Raw genomic sequence first — 22,003 nt, 5'->3', positions numbered from 1 at the left:
AATGATTGATCGAACGGATCTTTGGACATTGCCGGTTGCGGGAGCCTTGAAATGACGGGAGCCTTGGGATGAACGGTGCGGAAAGTCTGGTGCGGACGATGGTCAAGGGCGGGGTCGACGTCTGCTTCTCCAACCCCGGTACCTCCGAGATGCATTTTGTCGCAGCGCTCGACCGGGTGCCCGGCATGCGCTGCGTGCTCGGCCTGTTCGAAGGCGTGGTGACCGGTGCTGCCGACGGCTATTTCCGCATGAAGGGCCAGCCTGCCTCGACGCTGCTGCATCTCGGTCCCGGCCTCGCCAACGGCCTTGCCAATCTGCACAACGCCAAGAAGGCGAATTCCGGCATCGTCAACATCGTCGGCCAGCACGCCGTTTACCACATCGGCTACAACGCGCCGCTGACCTCCGACATCGAGGGCCTGGCCCGGCCGATGTCGTCCTGGGTCCGCACCTCGCCGAACGCCAAATCGGTCGCCGCCGACGGGGCCGCAGCGATTGCCGCCGCGAAAAGCGCGCCGCCGCAGATCGCGACCCTGATCCTGCCGGCCGACACCGCCTGGAACGAGGCCGACGGCATCGCCGAGGTTCCCGCCGAGCAGCAGCGCGCGAGCTATTCGCCGCAGGCGGTCGAGCAGGCCGCAAAAATCCTGCATGGCGACGGCGAGGGCACGCTGCTGCTGATGACCGGCAGTGCGCTGAGCGAGCAGGGCCTGGCGCTGGCCGAGCGCATCGCCGCCAAGACCGGCTGCACCGTGATGGGCCCGACCTTCCGTCCGAGGATGGCGCGCGGCCGCGGCCGCTTCTCGATCGACCGCATCCATTACGTGATCGACAACGCGCTCTCGATGCTGGCGAAGTTCCGCCACATCGTGCTGGTCGAGTCCGACGATCCCGTGGCCTTCTTCGCCTATCCGAACAAGCCGAGCATCCTCAAGCCCGAGGGCTGCGACGTGCATCGCATGACCTCCTGGGGTGAGAATTCGGTCGCAGCGCTCGAGGCGCTTGCGGGCGCGGTGAAGGCCAGCGCCAAGGACGTCAAGCCGCAGGCCCTGGCTGAACTGCTCAAGCCGACCGGCGCGCTGACCCACGCCTCGATCGCGCAGGCAATTGCGTACGCGATCCCCGAGAACGCGATCATGGTCGACGAATCGCTCACCACCGGCCGCGCCTTCTTCCCGCCGACGGCGGCCGCCGCGCCGCACGATTGGCTCCAGAACATGGGCGGCTCGATCGGCTTCTCGACCCCGCTCTCGATCGGTGCCGCGATCGCCTGTCCGGACCGCAAGGTGATCTGCATGGTCGGCGACGGCAGCGCGATGTACACGATCCAGTCGCTGTGGACGCAGGCGAGAGAGAACCTCAACATCGTTACCATCGTGTTCGCCAACCGCATCTACCAGATCCTGCGCGGCGAGTTCGACAATGTCGGCGCCGGCGAGCCCGGCCAGCGCGCCAACGACATGCTCCGGCTCGACCGTCCGACGCTCGATTTCGTGGCGCTGGCCAAGGGCATGGGCGTGCCCGGCCGCGCCGTCACCAACGCCGACGAGTTCAACAAGGCGCTGGCCGAAGCCGTCGCCGAGCCCGGGCCGCGGCTGATCGAAGTCCAGATGTAGGGACTGGTCGATCGCGCCGCGAATTCCGGCCCTCATCCTGAGGAGCCCGCGTTACGCGGGCGTCTCGAAGGATGGTGACAGGCGGGATACGGGCCTTCATGGTTCGAGACGCGCGTTCCGCGCTCCTCACCATGAGGGTCTGGTGACGGCGCATCGGAATGCGCGCGAGGGCCCGGAGGCACGATGCAGACCGAGCTGAACAAGGTGATCGCGGCGCTCCGGGACTTCTACGCGCACGAAGCATTCCTGTTCGAGAAGGACATCGGCGAGCGTGCGATCACGCACCGCTTCGCCGTGCATCTGGAGAAGCAATTCTCCGGCTGGTCGGTCGACTGCAACTACGACCGGCTCGGCGAGCGCACGCTGCATCTGCCGCACGGCACCATCATCTCCACCGATGATCATCTGGGCAAGTCGATCTATCCCGATGTCGTCGTGCATCAGCGCGAGATCCCGAACAACCTCCTCACCGTCGAGATACGCAAGGCGAGCAATCACACCTCGCTCGAGCACGACCGGCACAAGCTGATGGCGCTGACCGATGCGCATGTCTGGTTCGCCTATTGGATCGGCGTGCTGCTGGTGCTGGACAGGCACCATGTGACGGTTTCGGAGGTGTATGTCAGCGGCGTCATCGATCAGCCGCTGTCGCGCTGGTTCGCGACCCGGCTCGCGGAGATCGGACTCGGAGCCGCGCATTAGGGCGAAGCGGAACTCGTCCCACTTGCCCAACAAGAATCCGGCGTTAACCACGGCTAACGGTTCCAGCCGGAGCGAAATCGTTTCGAGGTTTCTTAAATCTTGCCGGGTACCTCTCTTGGGCATGGTGACCTGGGGAAAGATATGAGCAAGCGAGCCAAACGTGGAAAGGCGAAGACGTTCGCGCTACCGATGGCCGCGAGAGTCGCAGTTGGCGTCGTAGCCGTCGCCGCGGTGGGGTACGGCTGGCTGTCTCGGCCGGCGAGCGTGCAGCCGATAGGGAAGCCGTCAGCGCACCAAGCCATGGCATCGTCAACCCCGGTCTACGTGGCAACGCCAGTTCATGCATCGGCGCCGGCTCCGGCTCCGATTCCGGCCCCGATCCCTGCGCCTCTGGTCGAGCCACCAAAAGCCGCTGACGGTCCCGGGGCATTGGTTCGGCAGGTGGTTGATTACGCCAGCCGCCAGACGCCGGGCACCGTGATCATCGATACCAAGAACACATTCCTCTATTTCGTTCTGAACGACGCGCAAGCACTGCGCTACGGCATCGGTGTCGGCCGCGAAGGTTTCACATGGTCCGGTGAGCAGACCGTAGCCCGCAAGGCGGAATGGCCGGATTGGCATCCGCCGACGGAGATGATCGGACGTCAGCCCTATCTGCCGCGCTTCATGGCCGGCGGTCCCGGCAATCCGCTCGGCGCCCGCGCGATGTATCTCGGCGAGACCGAATATCGCATTCACGGCACCAACAACCCCGATACGATCGGGAAGAAGGTGTCGTCCGGCTGCATCCGGCTGACCAATGACGACGTCGTGGACCTCTACGAGCGGGTGAAAGTCGGCGCGAAAGTGATCGTGCTTCCGGCAAATGCTGCCCGCCGGCCATTCCAGCCGGCGCCGGCCGACGCCGCTTTCCGATTGCCGGACCCGGCATCGCTGCCGAAACGGCTCTCGGCAGCCAACGCGCAGACGCCGTCATCCGGACCGAAGATCGCCGAGGTTCAGTAGCTCAATCCTCGGTCTGCAATTGAGGACAAGAAGGCCATTCAAGTCGTCGCTTTCAAGTCAGCTTCTGAGGCATGGCAGATGCTACATCTCGGAAGGGCCTGAGCAAGTGCCTCGTCCTTCGAGACGACCGCTTTGCGGTCTCCTCAGGATGAGGCTGAGCGGCAGCTTTGCCGGTCGAAATGTTGCCACGCACTCCGTCCTTATCCTGAGGGCCGCCGTAGGCGGGCGTCTCGAAGGATGCGCCGCGGGTAAGCTGCCCGCCACGTTTTTCTTCATATGCGATAGCCCTCCCGTCGGGACCGGGTGGCAAAAGGGCCGCTCGCATGACACGAGCGGCCCTTGTATCATCGATCGTCACGCGCTCAGTGCAGCGGATCGCCTTGGCCGAGAGCGTAGGCGACGATATCCTTCAGCGCGAAGCCGGGGCCGGTCACCGGCGTCCATTGCGGATCGAGCGACAGCACGGAGGAGTGGTCGCCGAACATCATGCCGAGGAAGACTTCGGCGACGATGCGACCGCCCACGGGGCCGAGCTGCGGCGTCTTGACGGTGCCGGGCCCTCCGGTGACGGGGATCGGGACGTCGGCCTGCGAGTGCCGCGCCTCGGCCAGGATGTAGGCCCAGAGCGGACAATTGCCGGCAAATACGCCGTTCGCGATGGTCGCGATCTTGGTTTGCGGGTCGCCCGGCCCTGCCTCGTCGACGGCCTTGCCAATGATGATCTTGTCGTCGGTCAGCGGCGTCAGTTGCATCGCCCTGGCGACGTCCTGGCCGGACGGCAGTCCGAGCCGCCAGCTGCGTTCGAGATTGCGCAGCGCCAGCGACGACGGATTAGAGGCGACTTCCGGCGGCAGCTTGCGGAGCGGATCGACCAGCGAGGTATCGATGCGATAGGCGAACTGAAGCCGCCGCTTGTTGTCGGGACTGGTGTCGTCGTTCTCGTCACCAAAAGCGCGCATGTCGAGGTCGATGAAGCGACCCCAGTCGATGGCGCGTCCCGGGCCCATCGCGCGGAAGCCGGTCAGTGCGTTCTTGTCGGGATTGTTGGGGTCCGGGAAGATCTGCAGCAGCATGTTGTCCGCGTCGTTCAGCCGGTAGCCCGGACGGATCATGGAGTGCCCGAGCCGGTAGGCCGCGACCGAGAACTCGACCGGCATGAACGGATAGGTCTTCCAGTGGTAGTGGGCGAGCTTGCTGCGGTCGTATCTGCCCCCGGTCTTCAGCGCGTCGAGCACGCTGGCGTGGACGATGCGCGGCAGGAAGTCGTTCAGAACCACGTATTGATAGTGGAAGCGGACGCGCCGCTGCACGTCCTCGAACGACAGGCTGTCGTTATCGTCGACCATGCGGTTGTGAAAGCGCAGCATCAAGGCCTGGAACTGCGAGACGATGGTGTTCTCGTCATTGCGGGGATCGCCGATCAGCGCACGACCCTTGAAGCGGGGCAGGTCGATGGCATCCGGCACCCCGGCGCCGCTCAACGTCTCGCCGAGGCGGAACTTGATGCCGTCATACATATAGGGTTGGTCGTTCGGACCGCGGCCATAAAGATTGTCCAGGTCCAGCGACGGCGTGCGGAAGTCGACGAGCCCGTCAGGATCCTGCTGTTTGGTCAGCGAGCTTACCGGATCGAAGGTAATGTCGTGGTCGATGAACTGTCCGAAATAGGTGTAGAGCGCGGGAATGCCGCTCTCCTCCGCGTCCGGCCCGTTCTTCGGTACGTCGAAGCTGGCGACCATCTTGTCGGCCAGGGCCGACAGGTTTGCGACATTGTCGGCATCATTCTGGCCGAACGTCGCGGCTTTGATGCGGAACATGCGGCCGAAGCGGCCTTGGGAAAGCGGTGAACGCGTTGCGTTCAGTCCGCGCGGAACAATTGCGTGGCGGCTGCTCATTTGAAAAACCTCCCTGAAAAGTCACGACGGTGCCAATAAAGCTAAAGTTGTTTTCAGCATAATATGCAGTTCAGGCTAGATCAGGGGACGCGACGCCACAAGCGAACTGCTTCACACAACGCGCGGCATCGTGCTGTTTTGGAGGAGGGCATTGCGAACAAGCTGCGGGCGCGCCTTGCAGATTTTCCCGGAAGGATGACGGATAACATTCTCGTCATCGACCGGCGCGAGCAGTTCGTGCCGTGTCAATTCGCCGGACCGTCGGCGAAGCGGCAAGTTTAAGGAAGAAGTCTTCACCTAAAAATCGTGGCGGCGTGCGCGTCATGCGCGCGCACGCCGCCACGTCGTCAGTAGTCGCGCTGCTGCGAGAACGCGTAGCGCGGATTGACGCCGCAATAAGCCGACGTGCCGGAGGCGGTGGCGAGGCACTGCTGATAGCTCGAGAACTGGCAGTTGCCGGGGAAGCCCCACATGCGCCCCTGCAGGCAATATCGATCGTTCGCAGGATGTGCCTGGGCGGCCGGAGATGCTACGGCCATCAGGGCCGCGAGCGATGCGAGAGTGAGGATGGTGCGACGCATTTCAGTCTCCTTCGAGAGCGGGTGGATAGGACGATCAGCCAAGTTCTATGCTTCAGGATCTCGCCTCAAGAGCTCGTCTGATGCATGGTCTTGCCTGTCTTGGTGTCGGCGGAATGGCTTGCGTTCGCGACGAGGTACATCATGACGCAGCCGGCAGCCGGCAATGTGATCTCGGCCACAGTTCACGATGGGGTTCCGGCCTATCGTGAGCAGACTTCACGTGGACAGGCTTCACGTGACTAGAGTTGCACGCGTCGTTCCCGGAGAACTACGCTTGTCTCATTCGGATCAGGTATTTTGGAGGTACTAATGCAAAGGTCATACTTGCTGGCTGCGACAGCAGCGCTGGCGCTTCTCATTCAAACATCGTTCGCGCAGGCCCAGGGCGCACCAGCCGCCGGCGGAGCCGCAGCGCCTGCGACGACAACCACCGCGCCAACAGCGACGACGACAGCGCCGGCTGTCACCAACGACGCTTCCAGCCAGCCGACCGACTCCAAGAAGAGCGCGTCGAAGAAGCCGGCGAAGAAGAAGATGACGCGGCAGCAGGAGATCGATCACTCGGTCGACAGCGGCACTGTGCCCGCGCGCTACCGCAGCTCGGTGCCCAAGCAGTACCAGCAATATGTTCCGTTCGATAAGCAGTAGCGGATCGCAGGCGGCGCGTCGTGATCAGGCGTTGCGCCGCCGGTGCCATCGCGTGACGGCTTTTAAGATAGCGCCTTGGCCGGGCGGAATCCTGCCATACATCCCCGGTGGCGGTCGGCGCGAGCGGTGCTAGAGTAGGCCGAAGCTTGGGGGGAGTAATGAGCGACGACGTGAAGGATGCTGGCCTTGTGGCCATGATCAGCAGCATCCTGGGAGGCAGCAAGCGCGCAGACCTCGTTGCTCCGCCGCCGCTCTTCGATGTTCCGCCGATAGCGCCCGCGAACGGATTTGAGCCGGTCGAGCCGCCCATCGCCGATGCAGCGCCGGCCACGCCCAAGAACACGTCCGACGCCGCGCCGGCTGTCACCAAGCCGGTCGAGCCGCCAGCGAAGATCGCCACGACGCCTGATGGCAAGCAATTGCTCCCTGCTGAAGCGATCGCCGATCTCGTGCTGAGCGAGCTGCGCAAGATGGAGAATTTTCCGGCGACGGGTGCGTCCGTCACGGTCTACGGTTACAGGCACTGGAACGCGATGATCACCTTCGCGCCGTTCTCGACCAGTTTTCAGAATGCAACGCGGTTCCGCCAGACCATGCCGGACCTCGTCTTCAAGCTGCGCCGTTTCGTCGAACTTGAGATATGATCCGGAAATCTCCGGGCGCGTTCCTTAACGCGAGCGACACCGGGTTTGTTCGGACTGAATTTCGCTCAGCACGCAGTCAGAACTAACCGTCTGCCAGGCGTTCGCCGCCGGGCGGTAAGGACGTACGCTTCTTCGTGACGAGATCGATGAACCTGCCAAACGTGGTGGTGCAAAAATCCACGAGCGGATCTAGCTTGACCAGATGCTTGCGGAATCCGAGGAACGGCTTTTCAACGCATGTCCACGAAAACAGAGCGAACAGCAGGCAAAGCGGAATGGTTGCCAACAGATTTGTCCACCATTGCTTTGCCCCAAGGTGAACCACCAACTGCTGTATCGTAAAGCTGTACAGGAAGACGCCATAGCTCAGATCGCCAATTTTGACGATCAGGAGGCGCTTCGGATCAGTGAGCCCCAAATATGCCGTGACATACGCGATGAACGGAAGGGCCAGGTAGTCACAGGCAGTGGATTGCCGCCAAAGAAGGGCGACTGACGCGAGCGCGCAAATCGCGAAGGCCCAGCTGCTCCAGACCAGCTTGTCCTTGAAGCGGTAGATCATGACGCCGTAGAAGAATGTCATGACGAGTTGACGTCCGGTGAGAACGCCATGAACGCCGACAATCGGCGGAGAGATGATATTTTTCGCAACGAACGCCAAATTCAGGCCGGCAACGAGCAGCAGCAGAACATATCTGTATCTGACCGCGCCGATCAGGGTCATGACGCTGAGCGCGATGTAGCACTCGAGCTCGAATGGCACTGTCCAGAGTTGGCCGTTCACGATCTGCGGAAATGGATTGCTATCGAAGGCGCCCGGAAGCTTGAACTGGACGTGACCGACAATGTTGAAAAAGTATCTGAAGAAGAGTGGATCGGAGAAATAATCCTTCCAAGCCAGGCTCGTGACCGCGGGACCGACCAAGAGAGCCGACAGCAAGATCTCGGCAGATAGCGCCGGAAAAATCCGCAGCACGCGCAATGCCAGGAATTCCGCCAGATTCCTTGATCGTTCCAGGCTTCCCGCGACGAGGAAGCCGCTCAACGCGAAAAAACAGGGCAGGATCAGCGCGATAAGCGGATGAAAAACGCCGGAAACAAATTCGTCCTCGGCGTCCAGCCCATAGGTCGTGAGAAGGGTGTGATAGACAACCACCCCGAACGCGAGAAGGATGCGCAGATAATCGAAGCCGCTGGAACGCCCGTTAACCTCGTCGATACGAGCCGCAATCGTCACGCCAGACATCAAAACCTACCGAAATTCAGCACAAAAGCACAGAAATATTGCATTGCAATATGAAACAATGGAACCAGGAAGGCAAGCCGGTTTTTTGAACGCCAATTGCACGACCGGGCGTCAAATTCTGAGCGTTATGCTGTGGCAGAACGACGGGATTGCCCCGGTTTCTCGCGCTCATTAATCGCTTCGGTTGCTGGAAACCGAGGGACAAAGCCTTCACTCGATACAGTTCGATGGGATATCAGTTGAGCGTCGCCTTTACCAAAGAAGAGAGCGCAGAGACCGCCGCCGAGACGCTGTTGCCCGATCGGCCGGTCTCGCCTCATCCCAACCTCGTGACGGAAGCAGGCTTGCAGGCGTTGCAGACGCAGCTTCAAGCCGCGCGCGAGGCCTATGAAGCCGCGCAACGAATCGAGGACGTCAACGAAAAGCGCCGGCAGTCGGCGGTGCCCTTGCGGGACGCCCGCTATCTGACGGAAAGACTGCGCACGGCGCAGGTCATTGCCACCCCCGCCTCGACCGATATCGTCGCCTTCGGCAGCACGGTGACCTTCAGCCGCGCCGACGGCCGCGTGCAGACCTATCGCATCGTCGGTGAGGACGAAGCCGATCCGAAGGAGGGCTCGATTTCGTTCGTAGCACCAGTCGCGAAGTCGCTGATGGGAAAAGCGGTTGGCGACGTCGTGGGCTCAGGTGCGCAGGAGATCGAGATTCTCTCGATCACGTCGGGCTGATATCGATGATCCCCGCTGTGTCCGCGAAGCAAAGCCCCGTTGGATGAGAGGGTTTCTGTCGGGAGCCTTGCCGTTTTACGCGCTGGCCGGATTGGCCATGTGCATGTACATCGTCTTGTACAAGACTGATCTCTTCGACTTGAACGCCATCGTCCAGGGTGCGACCGGTTCACCATGGTTTCCGGTCTTCATGTTCGTCTGCGTGCTCCTGGAGTCGGTCTTCCCGTATTTTGGCTATTTTCCCGGAACCGCCCTCATCCTGATGTCCGTGGCGCTCAATCCGAAACCTGCGGATGTCTCTGTTTTCATGATGGCGTGGCTGGCCATCATTGTGGGCGCCGTCCTGAGTTATGGACAGGCTCGTTTTTTCAGACCGTTGTTGCAGCGGGTTGCCTCTAAAGCGGGACTGAGCCGATGTGAGTCCTTCCTCGACGCCTACGGTCCTTACGCGCGAATTGCCTTGTTCGTTCATCCCAACGCTTGCGCGATGTATTTCACGGCACTCGGACTTCTCGGCCGCAACCTGGCGCGAGAGCTCGCCTATCTCAGCGTGGGTGCAGCGGCCGCTGTGGGCATTCTGTTCGTCGTCGCGACCAGACTGGTGTCCTCCGTAGGCGCCACCGACGATGGGCAGTTGCAGGTGCTGCTTGCGGCAGGGCTGGTCGCCATCGGGACTCTCGTCGGTCTCTACGCGGCATGGCGGCGGGATTGATCTCGTTCGCGGCGCCGCTCGCGAGGTCTCTGATGGTGGAAGGCCGTTGGAGATGTCGCAGCCTCTGGCGCGCAGAACGCGATTACGGCAACCGGACCTTGGCCAAGCCAAGTGCCTTCGCTGATCTGACGAAGCGCTGATCAAACGTCAGGAAGGCATCGCAGGAAGCAGCTCGCCCAAGTGGAGTGCGTCGGCAAAATCCACGCCATCGGCCATTCGATCCAGAGCAAACGCGATCAGCCCGGAATCTTCGGACACGACGTTTGCAAGCCCACCGGAGCGCTTTGCACACGCGTTTGGCGTCAAAGCCATCAAGTCGGCCTCCTGTTTCGGGCAGGCGCGAAGCAGCCTTCAATCATTGCAGATGATCGCATCCTGCCCCTGTTTTGCCCGACGGGTCAAATTCAGTTCGGAAAATGCGTAACCCATTGTTTTCGCTCGCCCCGGCTACTGTGCATGGGGTTGTTTTTCGATTTTTAATCGGACGGGTCCGGACAGCCGTCCGCCGTGGCTGCATCCCGTGCGTTCCCTGTCGTCGCACTTCGGCATCCGCGAGGTGCCGGCCCTTCGACGGCCATCCGGAGGGCGTGGCGCGGGAGACGAGACCGGAAAAGTTGCCGCACCTTTGCCTTGTGGCAGACGGTGCGGAAGTCAGATCGTGGAAGACGACCGGGGCCGATCCAATTGCGGCGCCTGGCCTCTTCTTCCAAAATGGAGTTGCATCTGGGCGATGTCGACGTCGACACGCACGGACCCAGAGCCATATCGCCTGAGACGGCCACGGCTTGGGATAGTCTCAATCAGCGTATCAATGTCGAAACGGGCACTATGCGGAAGTGGCACGGCTGCGCGGATGGCCCGGGGCCAACCCAGCCGTCTCATGCGACGTTGTGGAAGCCGCTAGCGTGCGCGCGACCATTCGCCTCCCTTTTTGTCCAGTGTTACCCGGGTGCAGAAGCCGAACGCGATGTCTGTGGGGATGCCGCCTAGGAGATGGTGGCACATCGCTGAAAGGAAGATGGCGTGGCTGACCAGGACTACCTCGTCGAATGGCTCCGCGTCGGCGGCCACTTGCCTGACGCGGACGATCAGATCGCCTATCGCTTCGCCGCCAACCGACCTGAAATCGATCGGGCTGTCGCGCCCAGGAGCTGGCAAGAATAGTTCGGGATAGAGACGCGCGGCTTCCGGCACACTGAGGCCTTCGATCCTTCCATAGTCGATTTCCATTGCGTTGCTAATCCTCCGGATGTTGGCCCGGGGAAACGCCAGCGCGGCGGTCTCGCTGGCCCGCCGTGCGGTACTCGCGAAGACCTGCACGTTCGGGAGTTCCGGCATGGATTGTCCGAGCTGCATAGCCTGCGTGCGGCCTTCCGCGGACAATGGCGGGTCAGTACGTCCGATGTAGCGCGCCGAACCTGGACAATAGCCCTCGTAGATGGCGTGACGAATGAGATGCATCCGCAGCATGAGGAGCGAACCTATTTCATCGAGAAAGGAGCGACCTTTCCGCCATGCAGGAGATTGACCGTGAATTCGAGGTCGTCGGTCAGGACTCTCTCGCGCAACCGCGGCGATTTTTCGTAAAGCGCATCCCTGACTTGGGTTGCGATGAGATCCGCACGATCCCTGTGGAGCCATGGCGAATAGCGCAGGCCAACATCGATGCGGATCTTGTCGATCAGGCCGTGCGCATCCTTATGAACATCCAAATTATAATGGTGCTTGCCTGCAAACTCCATCGCCGCGTCCGATGCGACGCCTGCGAAGCGCGGCGTCGCGGCGACGTCCGGAAGGGATTCGAGGATGTCGTGAAGATCCGCGGACAGCACCAGCGGACTCACGGTGCTGCACCTGCTCTCGATTGCCGACCGCCTCTCTCGGCCGAGCAGGCGTATCGCAAAATCGTCGCCGGCGCTCCTCCCCGCGACGATCTCGGCGAGGTCGCCCGTGTAGTACCGAACCATCGGCATCATCTGTGAGAACGGAAACAAGCTCGTGAGGACCAGCACACCAATTCCCGCAGCAACGGGCTGAAGCGTCACGGGATTTACCAATTCCGGAATGATCTCCACGTCGAAGATCCAGGGACCGCCGGGATAGGCCTGGACTGCGCCTCCAAATATCTCTGACAAGCTGTAGCGATCGATCACCGTCGCGTTCCACAGGTTGCCGAGCAGCGACTTGGTGCGGGTCGAAGTGTACCCGCCCGTCAATATCAGCGTCTTGACCGAGAAACAGGAGGGATCGATGCCTTCGTCCATCAAGAAGGCCGTCAGCGCGCGAATCAGAATATCCCCGCCGACGATAGCGGAGACACGTTCCTCAACCCCGGGAAACCGATACGTGCTTTCGAGCAGGTTCCTTGCCTGAACTGCCTGGGTGCGATCATACACACCCGCGCTAAGAACATACGCGACGCCCGGAATCGGAGTTCCTGCGCCATGGTAGGCGCTGGTCAACGTTAAGTGGAGCGGGCGTTTGGAGCGCGTGATTCCCGGATGCCCCATGGCACGCGCATTGTAGAATTCGCTGATGAAGGCTGCTTCCGCGTAGCTGCGAAAGAGTGGAAGGAACGTGCCAGTTGTGCCGGTCGTATACTGCACATAGGCAGGTGGGCCGGCATCGCAAAGGAAGTCCGAATGCTCGGCGATAATCTCGTCCCGACGCAAGATCGGCAGCCGCTGCAGATCGCAGAGGCCGCCGAATTGGGAAATGGCTGAAAATCTCCGGCGGTAGAATGCAGAGTGCTCGACGCACCATTGAAACGTGTCGCGCAAAAGCGCGTCACGAAAGTTCGAAATGGAAGAGGATTGACGCTCGCTCACCCAGGCACCGTGAGAGGATCAGGGAACACCTCCGGCCTTCGGCCGGAAGGTGTCACCAATATACCGCGCAGTCTAGATTTGCTTCAGGAATGAGCCGATTGCTTCAGTTGCTTCCGAAGCCTCGGCAAAGGTCGCTTCCGCAACGGCAGCCTCGGCTCCAATTGCTTCGGCGGCTTCGATAGCGATCGACTCTGCAAATGCAAATTCACTCGCCTTGGCGCCGGCGGTTTCGGCGGCCTTCATGTCGCCAGCCTCTATCGCCAACGCTTCGGCTGCGGCAGCTTCGCCCGCTTCGACCGCGGCAGTCTCTCCCACCGCGATCTCGCGGTCGATCAAGGTTCTTGCCTCCGCGACGAAAGCTTCCGCACCTTCGGCAGCGCTAAGCTGTTGCGCGGTTTCGATGATGATCGCTTGAAGATTTTCGTGCCTCTCTTTTGCCGCCTTGGCATAGAGTTCGGCCAGGTCGTTCATTCCGATCTTGTCTGCCATCGAAGGTCTCCATCAAGAGCGAATGATTGAGCAAAAACGCGCTCGGTTGTGATGTGCTCCTATTACTACCTGATGTAAACGTCCGCCAAATGGCCACCGCAAATTTTCATGGCTTGGACGGGCCTCTGTTCCGAAGGTCGCCAGCCATCAACGTGCCGCACGTGGCTTCCCGAAACATGGGGCTGCACTTTAGGTCGAAAACGCCGCGTCAAAGCAGGCTGCGTGCGTGCTTGGCTGCCCCTCGCGCAACGAGCGCTTCACTTTCACTCGACATCTCGATGACGCATGCATCCCATAGCTGTGGAAGCGAGCGAATCCTGGTGGCTTCGAGTGCGCTGTCGAGATATCCGGGAAAGCGAAACGTGCCGCCCCCCAGGATGATCCGGTCCGGGTTGAGAATATTGATCAGCGTAGCAAGGCCGAAACCAAGCGCTCTGCCGGCGCGCTCGATCTTGGTCCGGTCGGACTGGGTAACGCGATCGGGACCGAACGGCGTACCAGCGGTTTCGATTCCGAGTTCACAAAGGAGTGGCCCTCCGGCGGCAACACTGTCGAGCGTGACAAGCGGTCCCTCTGGAGACGTCGGAACGCTGCCGAGCTCACCGGCCCAACCGCGCGCTCCGCGAAAAATACGCCCTTCAATCTGGAGAGCGACACCGATTCCGGTGCCGACCATCACCATCGCTGCAGTGGATCCTTGAGGAAGACCGGTCGCAGCTTCCACGAGCGCTGCTTCGGCATCGTTTAGGACGACTATCGGACATTTGAAGGCAACCGATCTGGCGGGACTCCAGCCGGATAGCTTCGGCAAGACGTCGGAAACGACGATTCTGCCGTCTTGAACAAGCCCCGGCACGGCAATGCCGATCGCCACCGGCGGATTGGGCAGCTGACCGATAACATCATTGATAACCCCGGCGAGGTCTTCGCTGGATGTCCCCAATGTGGTTGGTCCACTGAACTTGACGCAGATGTCACCGGACGGCGAAATGACGCAAATAAGTATCTTGCTGCCGCCGATGTCGATGCCGATCATCGGTCCGCTCATTGACCCAGCCCTGCTCTTGTACAACCGGCGTAACTATTGCGACAAGGATTCTATCAGTCAACAAATTCGAGTCGGACAACCCGGGCTGGCCCGGCTAGCTTTCCAGCTCCCTCCCGTCGGATTTCTTCTGAAATAGGCGTGAAAGCACCACCCGTCCGAACATGATCTGCTTGGACTCGTCATCGAGATCGTCATTCAGCGCGAGGAGCATCAGGTCTTCCGCCAGGTAGATATGGGACAGAATCACCGCGCCGATCATGATCGGCCAGCTCAATCCCGTCTCGAATATGTAGATCATGAAGACCCACACGACGAACGTTCCGAGCTTTCCGAGATAGGAGTATCCGCTGATATTGCGGCGGCGCCTGATGAGCACGAGCACGCAGGCCGAAATGGGATAGCTGCAGAACAGTGCGAAATGGCCGGCGTGTTCGCTGACCGCTTTCGGATCCAGCCAATAGAGCCACACCGGCGCGGATATCAGCATGACGACGTCAGGTGCAGCGGTAAGTCGCGCCTCGCTCGTCTCCCTTCGCCCGTCACGTCGGGAAATGAATCCGGTCAGAAGGCCCAAGGCGAGGCACGCCGCCGCCACGGCCCCGGCGGAGGCCATCAGCCCGTTGTGAGCGAGAAGCCATACCAGAGCGAGCAGGAACAGCCGCACATACGTTGCCACGTTCGCGGCGCGCAGAAGTCCTGTCGATCGAGGCGATATGACGGTCATCGGCTGCTCTCCGCGTAGCCTTCGGCCTCGCATACGCCTGGGGATGCGAGCAGCAAGCGATAGACCTCCACAATCCTGCTGGCCTCGGCGTCGAGGCTGAATTTTGAGACGACATGCGTTCTTCCCCGGGCTCCCATGGCTGCCCGTGCAACGGGGTCTTGCATGAGCGTTTCGATTGCCGAGCCGAGCGCCTGCGCGTCGCCTGCGGGCACCAAAATCCCGAGGCTGCCGTTCTCTATGACGATCTCCGCCGCGCCGGCTCTCGAAGCCACCACTGCGGCACCTGCCGCCATCGCCTCGATCAGGGTTATCCCGAATCCGTCGTTCCGTGAGGTGAAGGCAAATATCACAATTCTCTGATACCAGCGCCGAACTTCCTCGGTGGAGAGATTGCCGCAAAGAACGATGCGTGACTGGAGATGCGCGTCCGCTATCCGCGCCTTGAGCTCGGCCGCGAATCCGGCTTCATCGGCTGCAATCGCGCCGACAACGACGGCGCTGAACTCGGGGTAGCGCGGCAGAAGGCTGCACATGGCATCCACGAAGATGTCGGTGCCTTTTTGCTTTCGTACGCGCCCAAAGCAGCCGATCGCGTAGCGACCCGGCAGACCTGTCTCCGCGTAGGCAACGGCGCGATCGTCGGCCGGCTTGTAATTCTCCGGATCCACGCCATGATGAATCACTGTACACTGTCGGGCGAGGTACGATGCCGATATCTGGCTGGTAGATATGACGGCATCCATGCGCGAAATGAGCCAGCGGGTCATCCTGCTATGTTTTCGCTGCGCGGCCGAGGTAAAGACCAGTCTGAGTGGCCAACCCAGCGATTTCAAGAGCACACCGACGATCATGTCGTTGTTGCGCCGGGCGTGCCAAACGACGAGCCCGCGTTTGGCCCGAAGCCTGAGGAGGGCTGCGAGGCCTAGCCGGCTGGCACCAGCCGGGGCGTCCGGCCCGAACCAAGCGGTGTTGATCATGCGGCCGATGATCGGCAGCAACGCCTGGCTCGTTGCTGTCACCCCGGAGTAGTGCCAGTGCAAGTTGGGCACGATGACCTGCGGTTCTGTGCAGCGGGGCTCTCTCATGGCGGTGCGGCGCCAGGAGAAGGCATGGCGCCATCGCGAGAGGCATTCGGCTGGAGAGCGGGGCGAAGTGACATGTCTGTCGTCATTTCAAGCGGAGGCAGCGCTATCCTTGCGGAGGTTGCGGAGCGCAACCAGTTTGTTTTCCCATGCAAGCGCGTCGGCGATCATGGCGTTGAGATCGTCATGTTGCGGCACCCATCCGAGTTCGCTCCGGATCCGTCTGACGTCGGCAACCATCGCGACGATGTCCCCGGGGCGGCGCTCAGCGTGTCTTATGGTGAAATCCTTCCGAGACAGCTTGCGAACGCAAGCGAGTACCTCAAGGACGGAGTATCCTCGTCCATACCCGCAGTTTAGGATCGCGGATCGGCCACCCCGGGCAAGATGCGACACGGCGATGCGATGAACTTGGGCGAGATCGCTCACATGGACGAAGTCTCGGATGCAAGTGCCATCCGGAGTCGGATAGTCGGTCCCGAATATATCCATTTGCGAGCGCTGTCCGGTCGCGAGTTCGACTGCGATCTTGATCAAATGTGTCGCGTTTGCAGCCGAAAGACCGGCTCGACCGTCCGGGTCTGCCCCCGCCACATTGAAGTATCGCAGAATTACGTATCGCATGCTGTGCGCAGCCGCGACGTCCTGCAACATTCGCTCGACGATCAACTTTGATGCACCGTAGGGCGATTGCGGATCCGTCGCCGCTGTTTCCGGGACAGGCAGCTGGGCGGGGTTTCCGTAGACAGCCGCTGTCGAGGAGAAGACGAAGTGCTTGACCTTGCACCGGACTGCCGCACTTAGCAGACCATGAGCCGCCACCGTGTTGTTGCGGTAGTAGGCGAGGGGATCGCGAACCGAGTCCTGCACGACGACGGATCCGGCGAGGTGGATGATAACATCGACGCCGTACGATCGTATGATCCCCGCCATCATTGCCTCGTCCCCGATGTCCTGCACGAGCAAGGGGACGTGTCGAGGCAATGCGTCGGGAGAGCCGGTAGACAGGTTGTCGACCACGACGACGGGCTCTCCGGCGTCCAGCAAGGCCAATACGGTATGGCTACCGATATAGCCTGCGCCACCCGTGACCAGCACGGTCATTATCGCCAGCCCGACTCAGAAACCATCGGTCGCGCTCCAGTCACTTCTCCATCTGGGGTCGACCGGCGCATCGCTGCGTGCATATCGGACGTCGGTAGACACCCTCATCAAGTCGGTCTCGCTGTTCACCGAAGCGTGCGCCATGAAGGGCGAATGGACGACGATATCGCCCGCCTCGAAATCCGCCCAGAGCCAACGTCGGCCGGTGAGGTCGGCGAGCTCCTGCAACTCGTGTGTGAGGGGTCTGTGATCATGCGCGCGATCCGACGAGAGTGCCGTTCGCACCGACGCGAATTCGATTTGCTGAGAATCCTCAAGATAGATCAGTCCGCCTGCGCGCAGCGGACAATCGCCGATTGGAATCCAGATGGTGACAAGCTCGGACGTGCCGCAATCGAGATAGGAAAAGTCGATATGCGCACGCGACGCGACGCTGCGCCCGCGAACAAAATGGCGAAGCGGTGTGCGCCGCAGGCGCGTCACCGAGTGCTCCAGCAGGATTTGCGAAAGGAATTGCAGTCGCTCGGAGTCGACAAAGCGCTCGAACTCTCTGGTGCGCACGAAGGGATGCGCCGGATGATCGGATGCGCCGTGCGGTGGCAGATCGGTCGGGAATGCGCCGGAGAAGATGCCGTCCTCTTGCCTGGTTCCCGGCTTGAAAAGCGACGATGGGAAGCCCGCAAAATACTTGCTGCGCTGATCGAGTACCTCTCCGCGATCGAGATAGCGTTTCAGGAACAGGTAGCCTTGATCACGGAACGCCTGCCGCAGGCTTTCGGGAGATCGGTTGGTCCACGGCGTTGCGCGGAGATCGCCAAAGTATCGATCGTTGAACGGGATCTTGGCGGAATTGGATGTCAGCGTCCCGGTCATTGTGTCTCTCTAAGAAAAAACAACCGTAGATAGCGTACAACCATAAATTGGGGTTGTACAGTACCTAAAACCTGTGGCGAGTTGTCCGGATGCGCGAAAAGCTCGCGCGGCAATCTTCAGTTCGGCTGGACGAAGGATTATGATCGAGGGCATTACATCGCGTGCTGCGATGAAAACTCGCTGGGAGAAATGACGATGACGAATAACCCCTTGCCGGTTGTATTCGGCTGCGCCGGCCCGGTGCTCAGCGACGCTGAGGTCCGCTTCTTCCGGGAGGCCAATCCGCTCGGCTTTATTTTGTTCGGACGCAATTGCGTCGCCCCGGATCAGATAAAAACGCTGGTTGACGATTTGCGAAGTTCGATTGGCCGTGGCGATGCGCCGGTGCTGATCGATCAGGAGGGGGGGCGGGTTTCTCGCCTTAAGCCGCCCCACTGGCCTGCCTATCCGGCTGCGCGCGCATTCGGCGATGCAGCACGTGCCGACCGCGCGGCGGCGCTCGAGGCGGTCCGGTTGAACAGCATGCTGATCGGCCTCGATCTGAATTCGGTCGGAATTTCAGTCAACTGCGCGCCGACGATCGACGTCCCCATCCCCAGTGCGCACGAAATGATCGGAAGTCGCGCCTATGGACCGGATCCTGTTCTGGTGAGCGAGATGGGGCGGGCCGTCTGCGAGGGCCTGTTCGATGCCAACGTTCTTCCCGTGATCAAGCATTTGCCTGGATACGGCCGCGCGATGGTCGACAGCCATCTGGCGCTGCCGGTCATTGCGGAAGGTCTCGATCAGCTCGATGCGACAGATTTTGTGCCATTCAGAGCGCTCGCTTCCATGCCGTGGGGCATGACGGCCCACGCGCTCGTTCGAGTGGTTGATCCGGATCACCCCGCAACCCTGTCGCCCTTCGTGATCAATGACGTCATCCGGCAACGCATCGGATTCAAGGGCATCTTGATCACGGACGATTTGTCGATGAACGCGTTGACGGGCGAGGTGAGCGCTCGCGTGACGCAGGCGCTGGCGGCCGGTTGTGACTTGGCGCTTCACTGCAATGGCGACATGGCCGAGATGGAAAGCATTGCCAAGGTTGCGAGACCAATGTCCAGCCGCCTTCTGAGTGACATCAAGGCGGCGGAGCGGATTCGCCTTGGACGGGCGCGTCCTGACATCGATCCGGAGTGGGCGCGGGGCCGCATTCGAGAGATTCTCGGCAGTTCCTCCTGAGCCGACTACCTGCTACCACACTGTAAAGTAGAGAAACTTCGGAATGGATCTTTAAGTTGACGAAGATGCAAGCCTGCAATACGTTCAGTAGGAAAGCGCAGCGTCAGGGTCCGGCTAGTGAGCCGGAGAGCCGGTACATTCGCTTCATCCGTGCGGTCTGACAGTGGGGCGCTCCGACGGTTCGCCATGGTGGTCGTCGTTTTCCCAAGCCATCCCGTTACTGCTGCTGCTACGTGGCCTATTATGTCCCGTCGGATGAAGTCATGATCGAGGGCGACGAGAGCGAGGAGATTGAAGACCATTTCTTGACCATTGTGCGGGGAGAGGGGCTAACCCAACGGGTGTTCCTAAAGGACCGCCGTCGGCGCAATGCCGCACATCTTGCAGGTCTGCTCGGGAGATATTGCGCCGATGCAAGCCACACTCCGACGGACACCGGAACGGCTTTCGAGTGGCTCGCGGCATCGGCGAAGAGCAGCCTCGTTGTCGGGACGCCCCTTGGAGCCAAAGTCTTGCGCAGGCTGGAGCGAAACTCATATCCCGCCGCGCAATTCGCAACCGATGCGATGCTGCTGTGCCGAAACGTTTCGCAACCGATCTGATCCATGGGGCCCTCAATGCCGGCTGCAACCAGCGTCCCAAGAATGGAGATTGCGGCCGACGTGATCATTTCGCGCCTGGTGGCGGGCTGCTGGCGAATCGTGCAGCAATCGCGGGGCGAACTCAAACGGGTCGAAGCATTCATAGAGAGCAGCGTCGAATGCGGCATCTCCGCTTTCGACCATGCAGATGTTTACGGGCGTGGAGAGGCACAAGAGATGTTTGGTGCCGCGTTGCGCGCACGCCCCGGCCGGCGGAACTCGATCCAGCTGATATCAAAATGCGGGATCGCCCCGGCCTCCGTGCTCAGTCCGCAGCATCGCGTCCTGCATCTCGATGGGAGCAGGGAGCACATTGTTGCGTCGGCGGAGAGATCGCTGCGAGCGCTGTGTACCGACCATCTCGATGTTTTCCTGCTCCACCGGCCGGATGTCTTGATGCAATGTGAAGAGGTTGCCGAGGCATTCACGCAGCTTTCGGAGCAGGGGAAGGTCAGGAGCTTTGGCGTATCCAATTTTTCCTCCTCGCAATTCGCTGTCCTGCAGGCAGCGCTTCCGTTTCCACTCGTTACCAATCAAATCGAGTTGTCCGTTCTCAAGACGGATGCCCTGGGCAACGGCGTTCTCGACGACATTCGATTGCGTGGCATTGTCGCGATGGCGTGGTCTCCTTTGGGAGGAGGGCGTTTGTTCACCGATCCCGCGAACGAACAGCTCATCAACGTCATGGCAAGCGTTGCGCATCGGTACGGTGCCACGATTACAGCTGTCGCGATTGCCTGGATATTGCGGCTGCCCGCCAAAATTACGCCGGTGCTCGGAACGATCGACCCCGAACGGCTGACGCAAGCCGCGCGCGGATGCTTCCTCGATCTCGACCGGCAGGATTGGTATGAGATCTTTGCCGCAGCAGGTAACTCGTTTGCATGAACCGCGATGCGCGGCATGTCACGACATGTGCATTTATATCTCCACAACCTCTAGACGAACTCGGGGGAGGATGCTAAATTCTATTACGGGTTGTGTTGGAGGTGCGCGATGCTCAGGCTGAACGACGAGACATTCACAGCTGCTTTGCCGGAAAACCCCGATCACCTGCCCGGCGTATCGTTGGATGAGAGCCATTCGCCGCTCAAGGTACTGGCGCATTCGGATCTTCTCCGGAAATTCGTCGAGGGAGAGAGCTTTAACCCAGTGCATATGCGGATCGGCATCACCGGTGCTTGCAACATGCGCTGCAATTTCTGCAACTTCCATTCGTCCTACGAAACCCAGTTCTACGATCGCTTCTCCTACAAGGACTCCATCGCGACCGACAAGGCCGTCGTCCTGATGCGCCAGTTTGCGTTGAACGGCGGGCGCGCGGTCACCTTTTGCGGAAGCGGCGAGTGCACGACTCATCCCGGCTATGTCGAGATTTGCCAACAAGCTTTCGGAAAAGGCCTCCGCCTGGGGTTGATCACGAACGGAACGCGGTTGCACAAGTCGGACGTTGCGGACTGCATCAAGCAGACTCATACGTGGGTCCGTATCGGCATGAATGCCGGCACGCCCGAGACGTTCGCGCGGATCACCCATCATCGGCCTGAATCGTTCGGGCGCTTGTTGGGGGCAATCAGGGACCTGCGGGTCAACGCCGCGGATCCAGAATTCAGGATCGGGCTGAACTACGTGATCACGCTCGAAAATTACGCCGAAGTTACCGAGGCTGCGCGCTTGGCCGGCGAGTCGGGTGCACACTATGTCCGATTCGAGCCGGAGTTCTACTCGGCCCTCGGGCACGAAACCATCGAACAGCGGATGGATGAAATCGCCGAGCGCCTGCGGCGCGCGGCCGAGTACCAGACGACCGAGTTCGAGGTCTCTATCCCCAAGCTGGTCCGCGGCCCCATGGATCAGAGCGACAATGTGGAAGGCGATTTCAAGCATTGTCACTACAGTCGCTTTGTCACGGCCGTCGGAGCGGATGGCCACCTCTATCCATGTCCGCAGGTTCATCTTAACGAGCGCTACAGGATCGGTGATGTCGTGGATCTCGGCTACGAGACGGTACTGTCCGGCGGCCCGCGAGAAGTATGGGAGGCGTCCAATCCGATGCGGACCGATCTCTGCAAGACCTGCTTCTACCGTCCGCAGAATGAGCTACTCGAACTCCTGAAGCGCGGCGACATTCAGCTGGAGGAAGCGCTGCGAGGCTATCAACTGGCGGTGCCGGATACGCTGCACGCGGATTTCGTCTGAGATGGATACGG

At 60.9% G+C, this 22,003-nt stretch carries 23 protein-coding genes; 11 read left to right on the top strand and 12 right to left on the bottom strand.

Going from position 1 to position 22,003, the window contains the following annotated elements; translation table 11 throughout:
• Positions 1 to 68: 68 nt before the first annotated feature.
• The 3 genes from IVB31_RS07625 to IVB31_RS07615 all read left to right on the top strand — a co-directional run bounded on the left by IVB31_RS07625 (position 69) and on the right by IVB31_RS07615 (position 3,326).
• Positions 69 to 1,616 (top strand): acetolactate synthase large subunit, encoded by a 1,548-nt coding sequence (locus IVB31_RS07625; RefSeq protein WP_247320452.1) that lies wholly within the window; start codon positions 69 to 71, stop codon positions 1,614 to 1,616.
• A gap of 183 nt (positions 1,617 to 1,799) precedes the next feature.
• Complete coding sequence (locus IVB31_RS07620) at positions 1,800 to 2,318, top strand: hypothetical protein (RefSeq protein WP_247320450.1); 519 nt, start codon at positions 1,800 to 1,802, stop codon at positions 2,316 to 2,318.
• Between the two features lie 141 nt (positions 2,319 to 2,459).
• A complete protein-coding gene (locus tag IVB31_RS07615; protein WP_247320448.1) occupies positions 2,460 to 3,326 on the top strand; it encodes a L,D-transpeptidase in 867 nt (288 codons plus the stop codon).
• A 362-nt stretch (positions 3,327 to 3,688) separates the two neighbouring features.
• Here the strand turns inward: IVB31_RS07615 and IVB31_RS07610 are convergent, their stop codons facing one another.
• Positions 3,689 to 5,221, bottom strand: a complete 1,533-nt coding sequence (locus IVB31_RS07610) for a heme peroxidase family protein (protein ID WP_247320446.1) — start codon at positions 5,219 to 5,221, stop codon at positions 3,689 to 3,691.
• Between the two features lie 347 nt (positions 5,222 to 5,568).
• Entirely contained in the window at positions 5,569 to 5,802 is a 234-nt protein-coding gene (locus tag IVB31_RS07605) for a DUF3551 domain-containing protein (protein ID WP_247320445.1), read from the bottom strand.
• Between the two features lie 309 nt (positions 5,803 to 6,111).
• On the opposite strand from IVB31_RS07605, the gene IVB31_RS07600 reads away from it, so the two are divergent.
• Both IVB31_RS07600 and IVB31_RS07595 read left to right on the top strand, forming a co-directional pair.
• Entirely contained in the window at positions 6,112 to 6,450 is a 339-nt protein-coding gene (locus IVB31_RS07600) for a hypothetical protein (RefSeq protein WP_247320444.1), read from the top strand.
• A 158-nt stretch (positions 6,451 to 6,608) separates the two neighbouring features.
• Complete coding sequence (locus tag IVB31_RS07595; RefSeq protein WP_247320443.1) at positions 6,609 to 7,094, top strand: hypothetical protein; 486 nt, start codon at positions 6,609 to 6,611, stop codon at positions 7,092 to 7,094.
• Positions 7,095 to 7,176: 82 nt separating this feature from the next.
• Here the strand turns inward: IVB31_RS07595 and IVB31_RS07590 are convergent, their stop codons facing one another.
• The gene (locus tag IVB31_RS07590; protein ID WP_247320442.1) at positions 7,177 to 8,340 is read right to left on the bottom strand and encodes an acyltransferase; all 1,164 of its coding nucleotides are present in this window, start codon (positions 8,338 to 8,340) and stop codon (positions 7,177 to 7,179) included.
• Positions 8,341 to 8,579: 239 nt separating this feature from the next.
• Between IVB31_RS07590 and greA the strand changes: the two genes are divergently transcribed.
• Positions 8,580 to 9,068, top strand: a complete 489-nt coding sequence (gene greA / locus IVB31_RS07585; protein ID WP_247320884.1) for a transcription elongation factor GreA — start codon at positions 8,580 to 8,582, stop codon at positions 9,066 to 9,068.
• A gap of 43 nt (positions 9,069 to 9,111) precedes the next feature.
• Positions 9,112 to 9,780 (top strand): hypothetical protein, encoded by a 669-nt coding sequence (locus IVB31_RS07580; RefSeq protein WP_247320441.1) that lies wholly within the window; start codon positions 9,112 to 9,114, stop codon positions 9,778 to 9,780.
• Positions 9,781 to 9,927: 147 nt separating this feature from the next.
• Here the strand turns inward: IVB31_RS07580 and IVB31_RS07575 are convergent, their stop codons facing one another.
• From IVB31_RS07575 to IVB31_RS07535, 9 genes are all read right to left on the bottom strand, one after another.
• Positions 9,928 to 10,095, bottom strand: coding sequence for a hypothetical protein (locus IVB31_RS07575; RefSeq protein ID WP_247320440.1), 168 nt, complete (start codon positions 10,093 to 10,095; stop codon positions 9,928 to 9,930).
• Positions 10,096 to 10,680: 585 nt separating this feature from the next.
• Positions 10,681 to 11,250, bottom strand: a complete 570-nt coding sequence (locus IVB31_RS07570) for a histidine phosphatase family protein (protein ID WP_247320439.1) — start codon at positions 11,248 to 11,250, stop codon at positions 10,681 to 10,683.
• 11 nt (positions 11,251 to 11,261) lie between these two features.
• Complete coding sequence (locus IVB31_RS07565; protein WP_247320438.1) at positions 11,262 to 12,608, bottom strand: hypothetical protein; 1,347 nt, start codon at positions 12,606 to 12,608, stop codon at positions 11,262 to 11,264.
• 72 nt (positions 12,609 to 12,680) lie between these two features.
• Entirely contained in the window at positions 12,681 to 13,097 is a 417-nt protein-coding gene (locus IVB31_RS07560; RefSeq protein ID WP_247320436.1) for a hypothetical protein, read from the bottom strand.
• A 208-nt stretch (positions 13,098 to 13,305) separates the two neighbouring features.
• Positions 13,306 to 14,133, bottom strand: coding sequence for an ROK family protein (locus tag IVB31_RS07555; RefSeq protein WP_247320434.1), 828 nt, complete (start codon positions 14,131 to 14,133; stop codon positions 13,306 to 13,308).
• A gap of 106 nt (positions 14,134 to 14,239) precedes the next feature.
• Positions 14,240 to 14,869 (bottom strand): hypothetical protein, encoded by a 630-nt coding sequence (locus IVB31_RS07550; RefSeq protein WP_247320432.1) that lies wholly within the window; start codon positions 14,867 to 14,869, stop codon positions 14,240 to 14,242.
• Positions 14,866 to 15,954: a glycosyltransferase family 4 protein gene (locus IVB31_RS07545; protein ID WP_247320430.1), complete on the bottom strand. Its 1,089-nt coding sequence runs from the start codon at positions 15,952 to 15,954 to the stop codon at positions 14,866 to 14,868. The genes IVB31_RS07550 and IVB31_RS07545 overlap by 4 nt, the downstream gene beginning before the upstream one ends.
• A gap of 87 nt (positions 15,955 to 16,041) precedes the next feature.
• On the bottom strand, positions 16,042 to 17,055 hold the full coding sequence (gene galE / locus IVB31_RS07540; protein ID WP_247320428.1) for a UDP-glucose 4-epimerase GalE: 1,014 nt from the start codon (positions 17,053 to 17,055) through the stop codon (positions 16,042 to 16,044).
• A 15-nt stretch (positions 17,056 to 17,070) separates the two neighbouring features.
• Complete coding sequence (locus tag IVB31_RS07535) at positions 17,071 to 17,928, bottom strand: phytanoyl-CoA dioxygenase family protein (RefSeq protein ID WP_247320427.1); 858 nt, start codon at positions 17,926 to 17,928, stop codon at positions 17,071 to 17,073.
• A gap of 195 nt (positions 17,929 to 18,123) precedes the next feature.
• On the opposite strand from IVB31_RS07535, the gene IVB31_RS07530 reads away from it, so the two are divergent.
• From IVB31_RS07530 to IVB31_RS07515, 4 genes are all read left to right on the top strand, one after another.
• Positions 18,124 to 19,152, top strand: a complete 1,029-nt coding sequence (locus IVB31_RS07530; RefSeq protein WP_247320425.1) for a glycoside hydrolase family 3 protein — start codon at positions 18,124 to 18,126, stop codon at positions 19,150 to 19,152.
• A gap of 263 nt (positions 19,153 to 19,415) precedes the next feature.
• Complete coding sequence (locus IVB31_RS07525; RefSeq protein ID WP_247320423.1) at positions 19,416 to 19,754, top strand: hypothetical protein; 339 nt, start codon at positions 19,416 to 19,418, stop codon at positions 19,752 to 19,754.
• Positions 19,755 to 19,769: 15 nt separating this feature from the next.
• The gene (locus IVB31_RS07520) at positions 19,770 to 20,681 is read left to right on the top strand and encodes an aldo/keto reductase (RefSeq protein WP_247320421.1); all 912 of its coding nucleotides are present in this window, start codon (positions 19,770 to 19,772) and stop codon (positions 20,679 to 20,681) included.
• Positions 20,682 to 20,789: 108 nt separating this feature from the next.
• Positions 20,790 to 21,992, top strand: coding sequence for a radical SAM protein (locus IVB31_RS07515; protein ID WP_247320419.1), 1,203 nt, complete (start codon positions 20,790 to 20,792; stop codon positions 21,990 to 21,992).
• Positions 21,993 to 22,003: the final 11 nt, after the last annotated feature.

Origin of the sequence: Bradyrhizobium sp. 21 (assembly GCF_023073335.1) — a bacterium.
GTDB lineage: Bacteria > Pseudomonadota > Alphaproteobacteria > Rhizobiales > Xanthobacteraceae > Bradyrhizobium.
The sequence above is the reverse complement of the archived record's forward strand: the minus strand, read 5'-3'. Positions and strand labels throughout refer to the sequence as shown.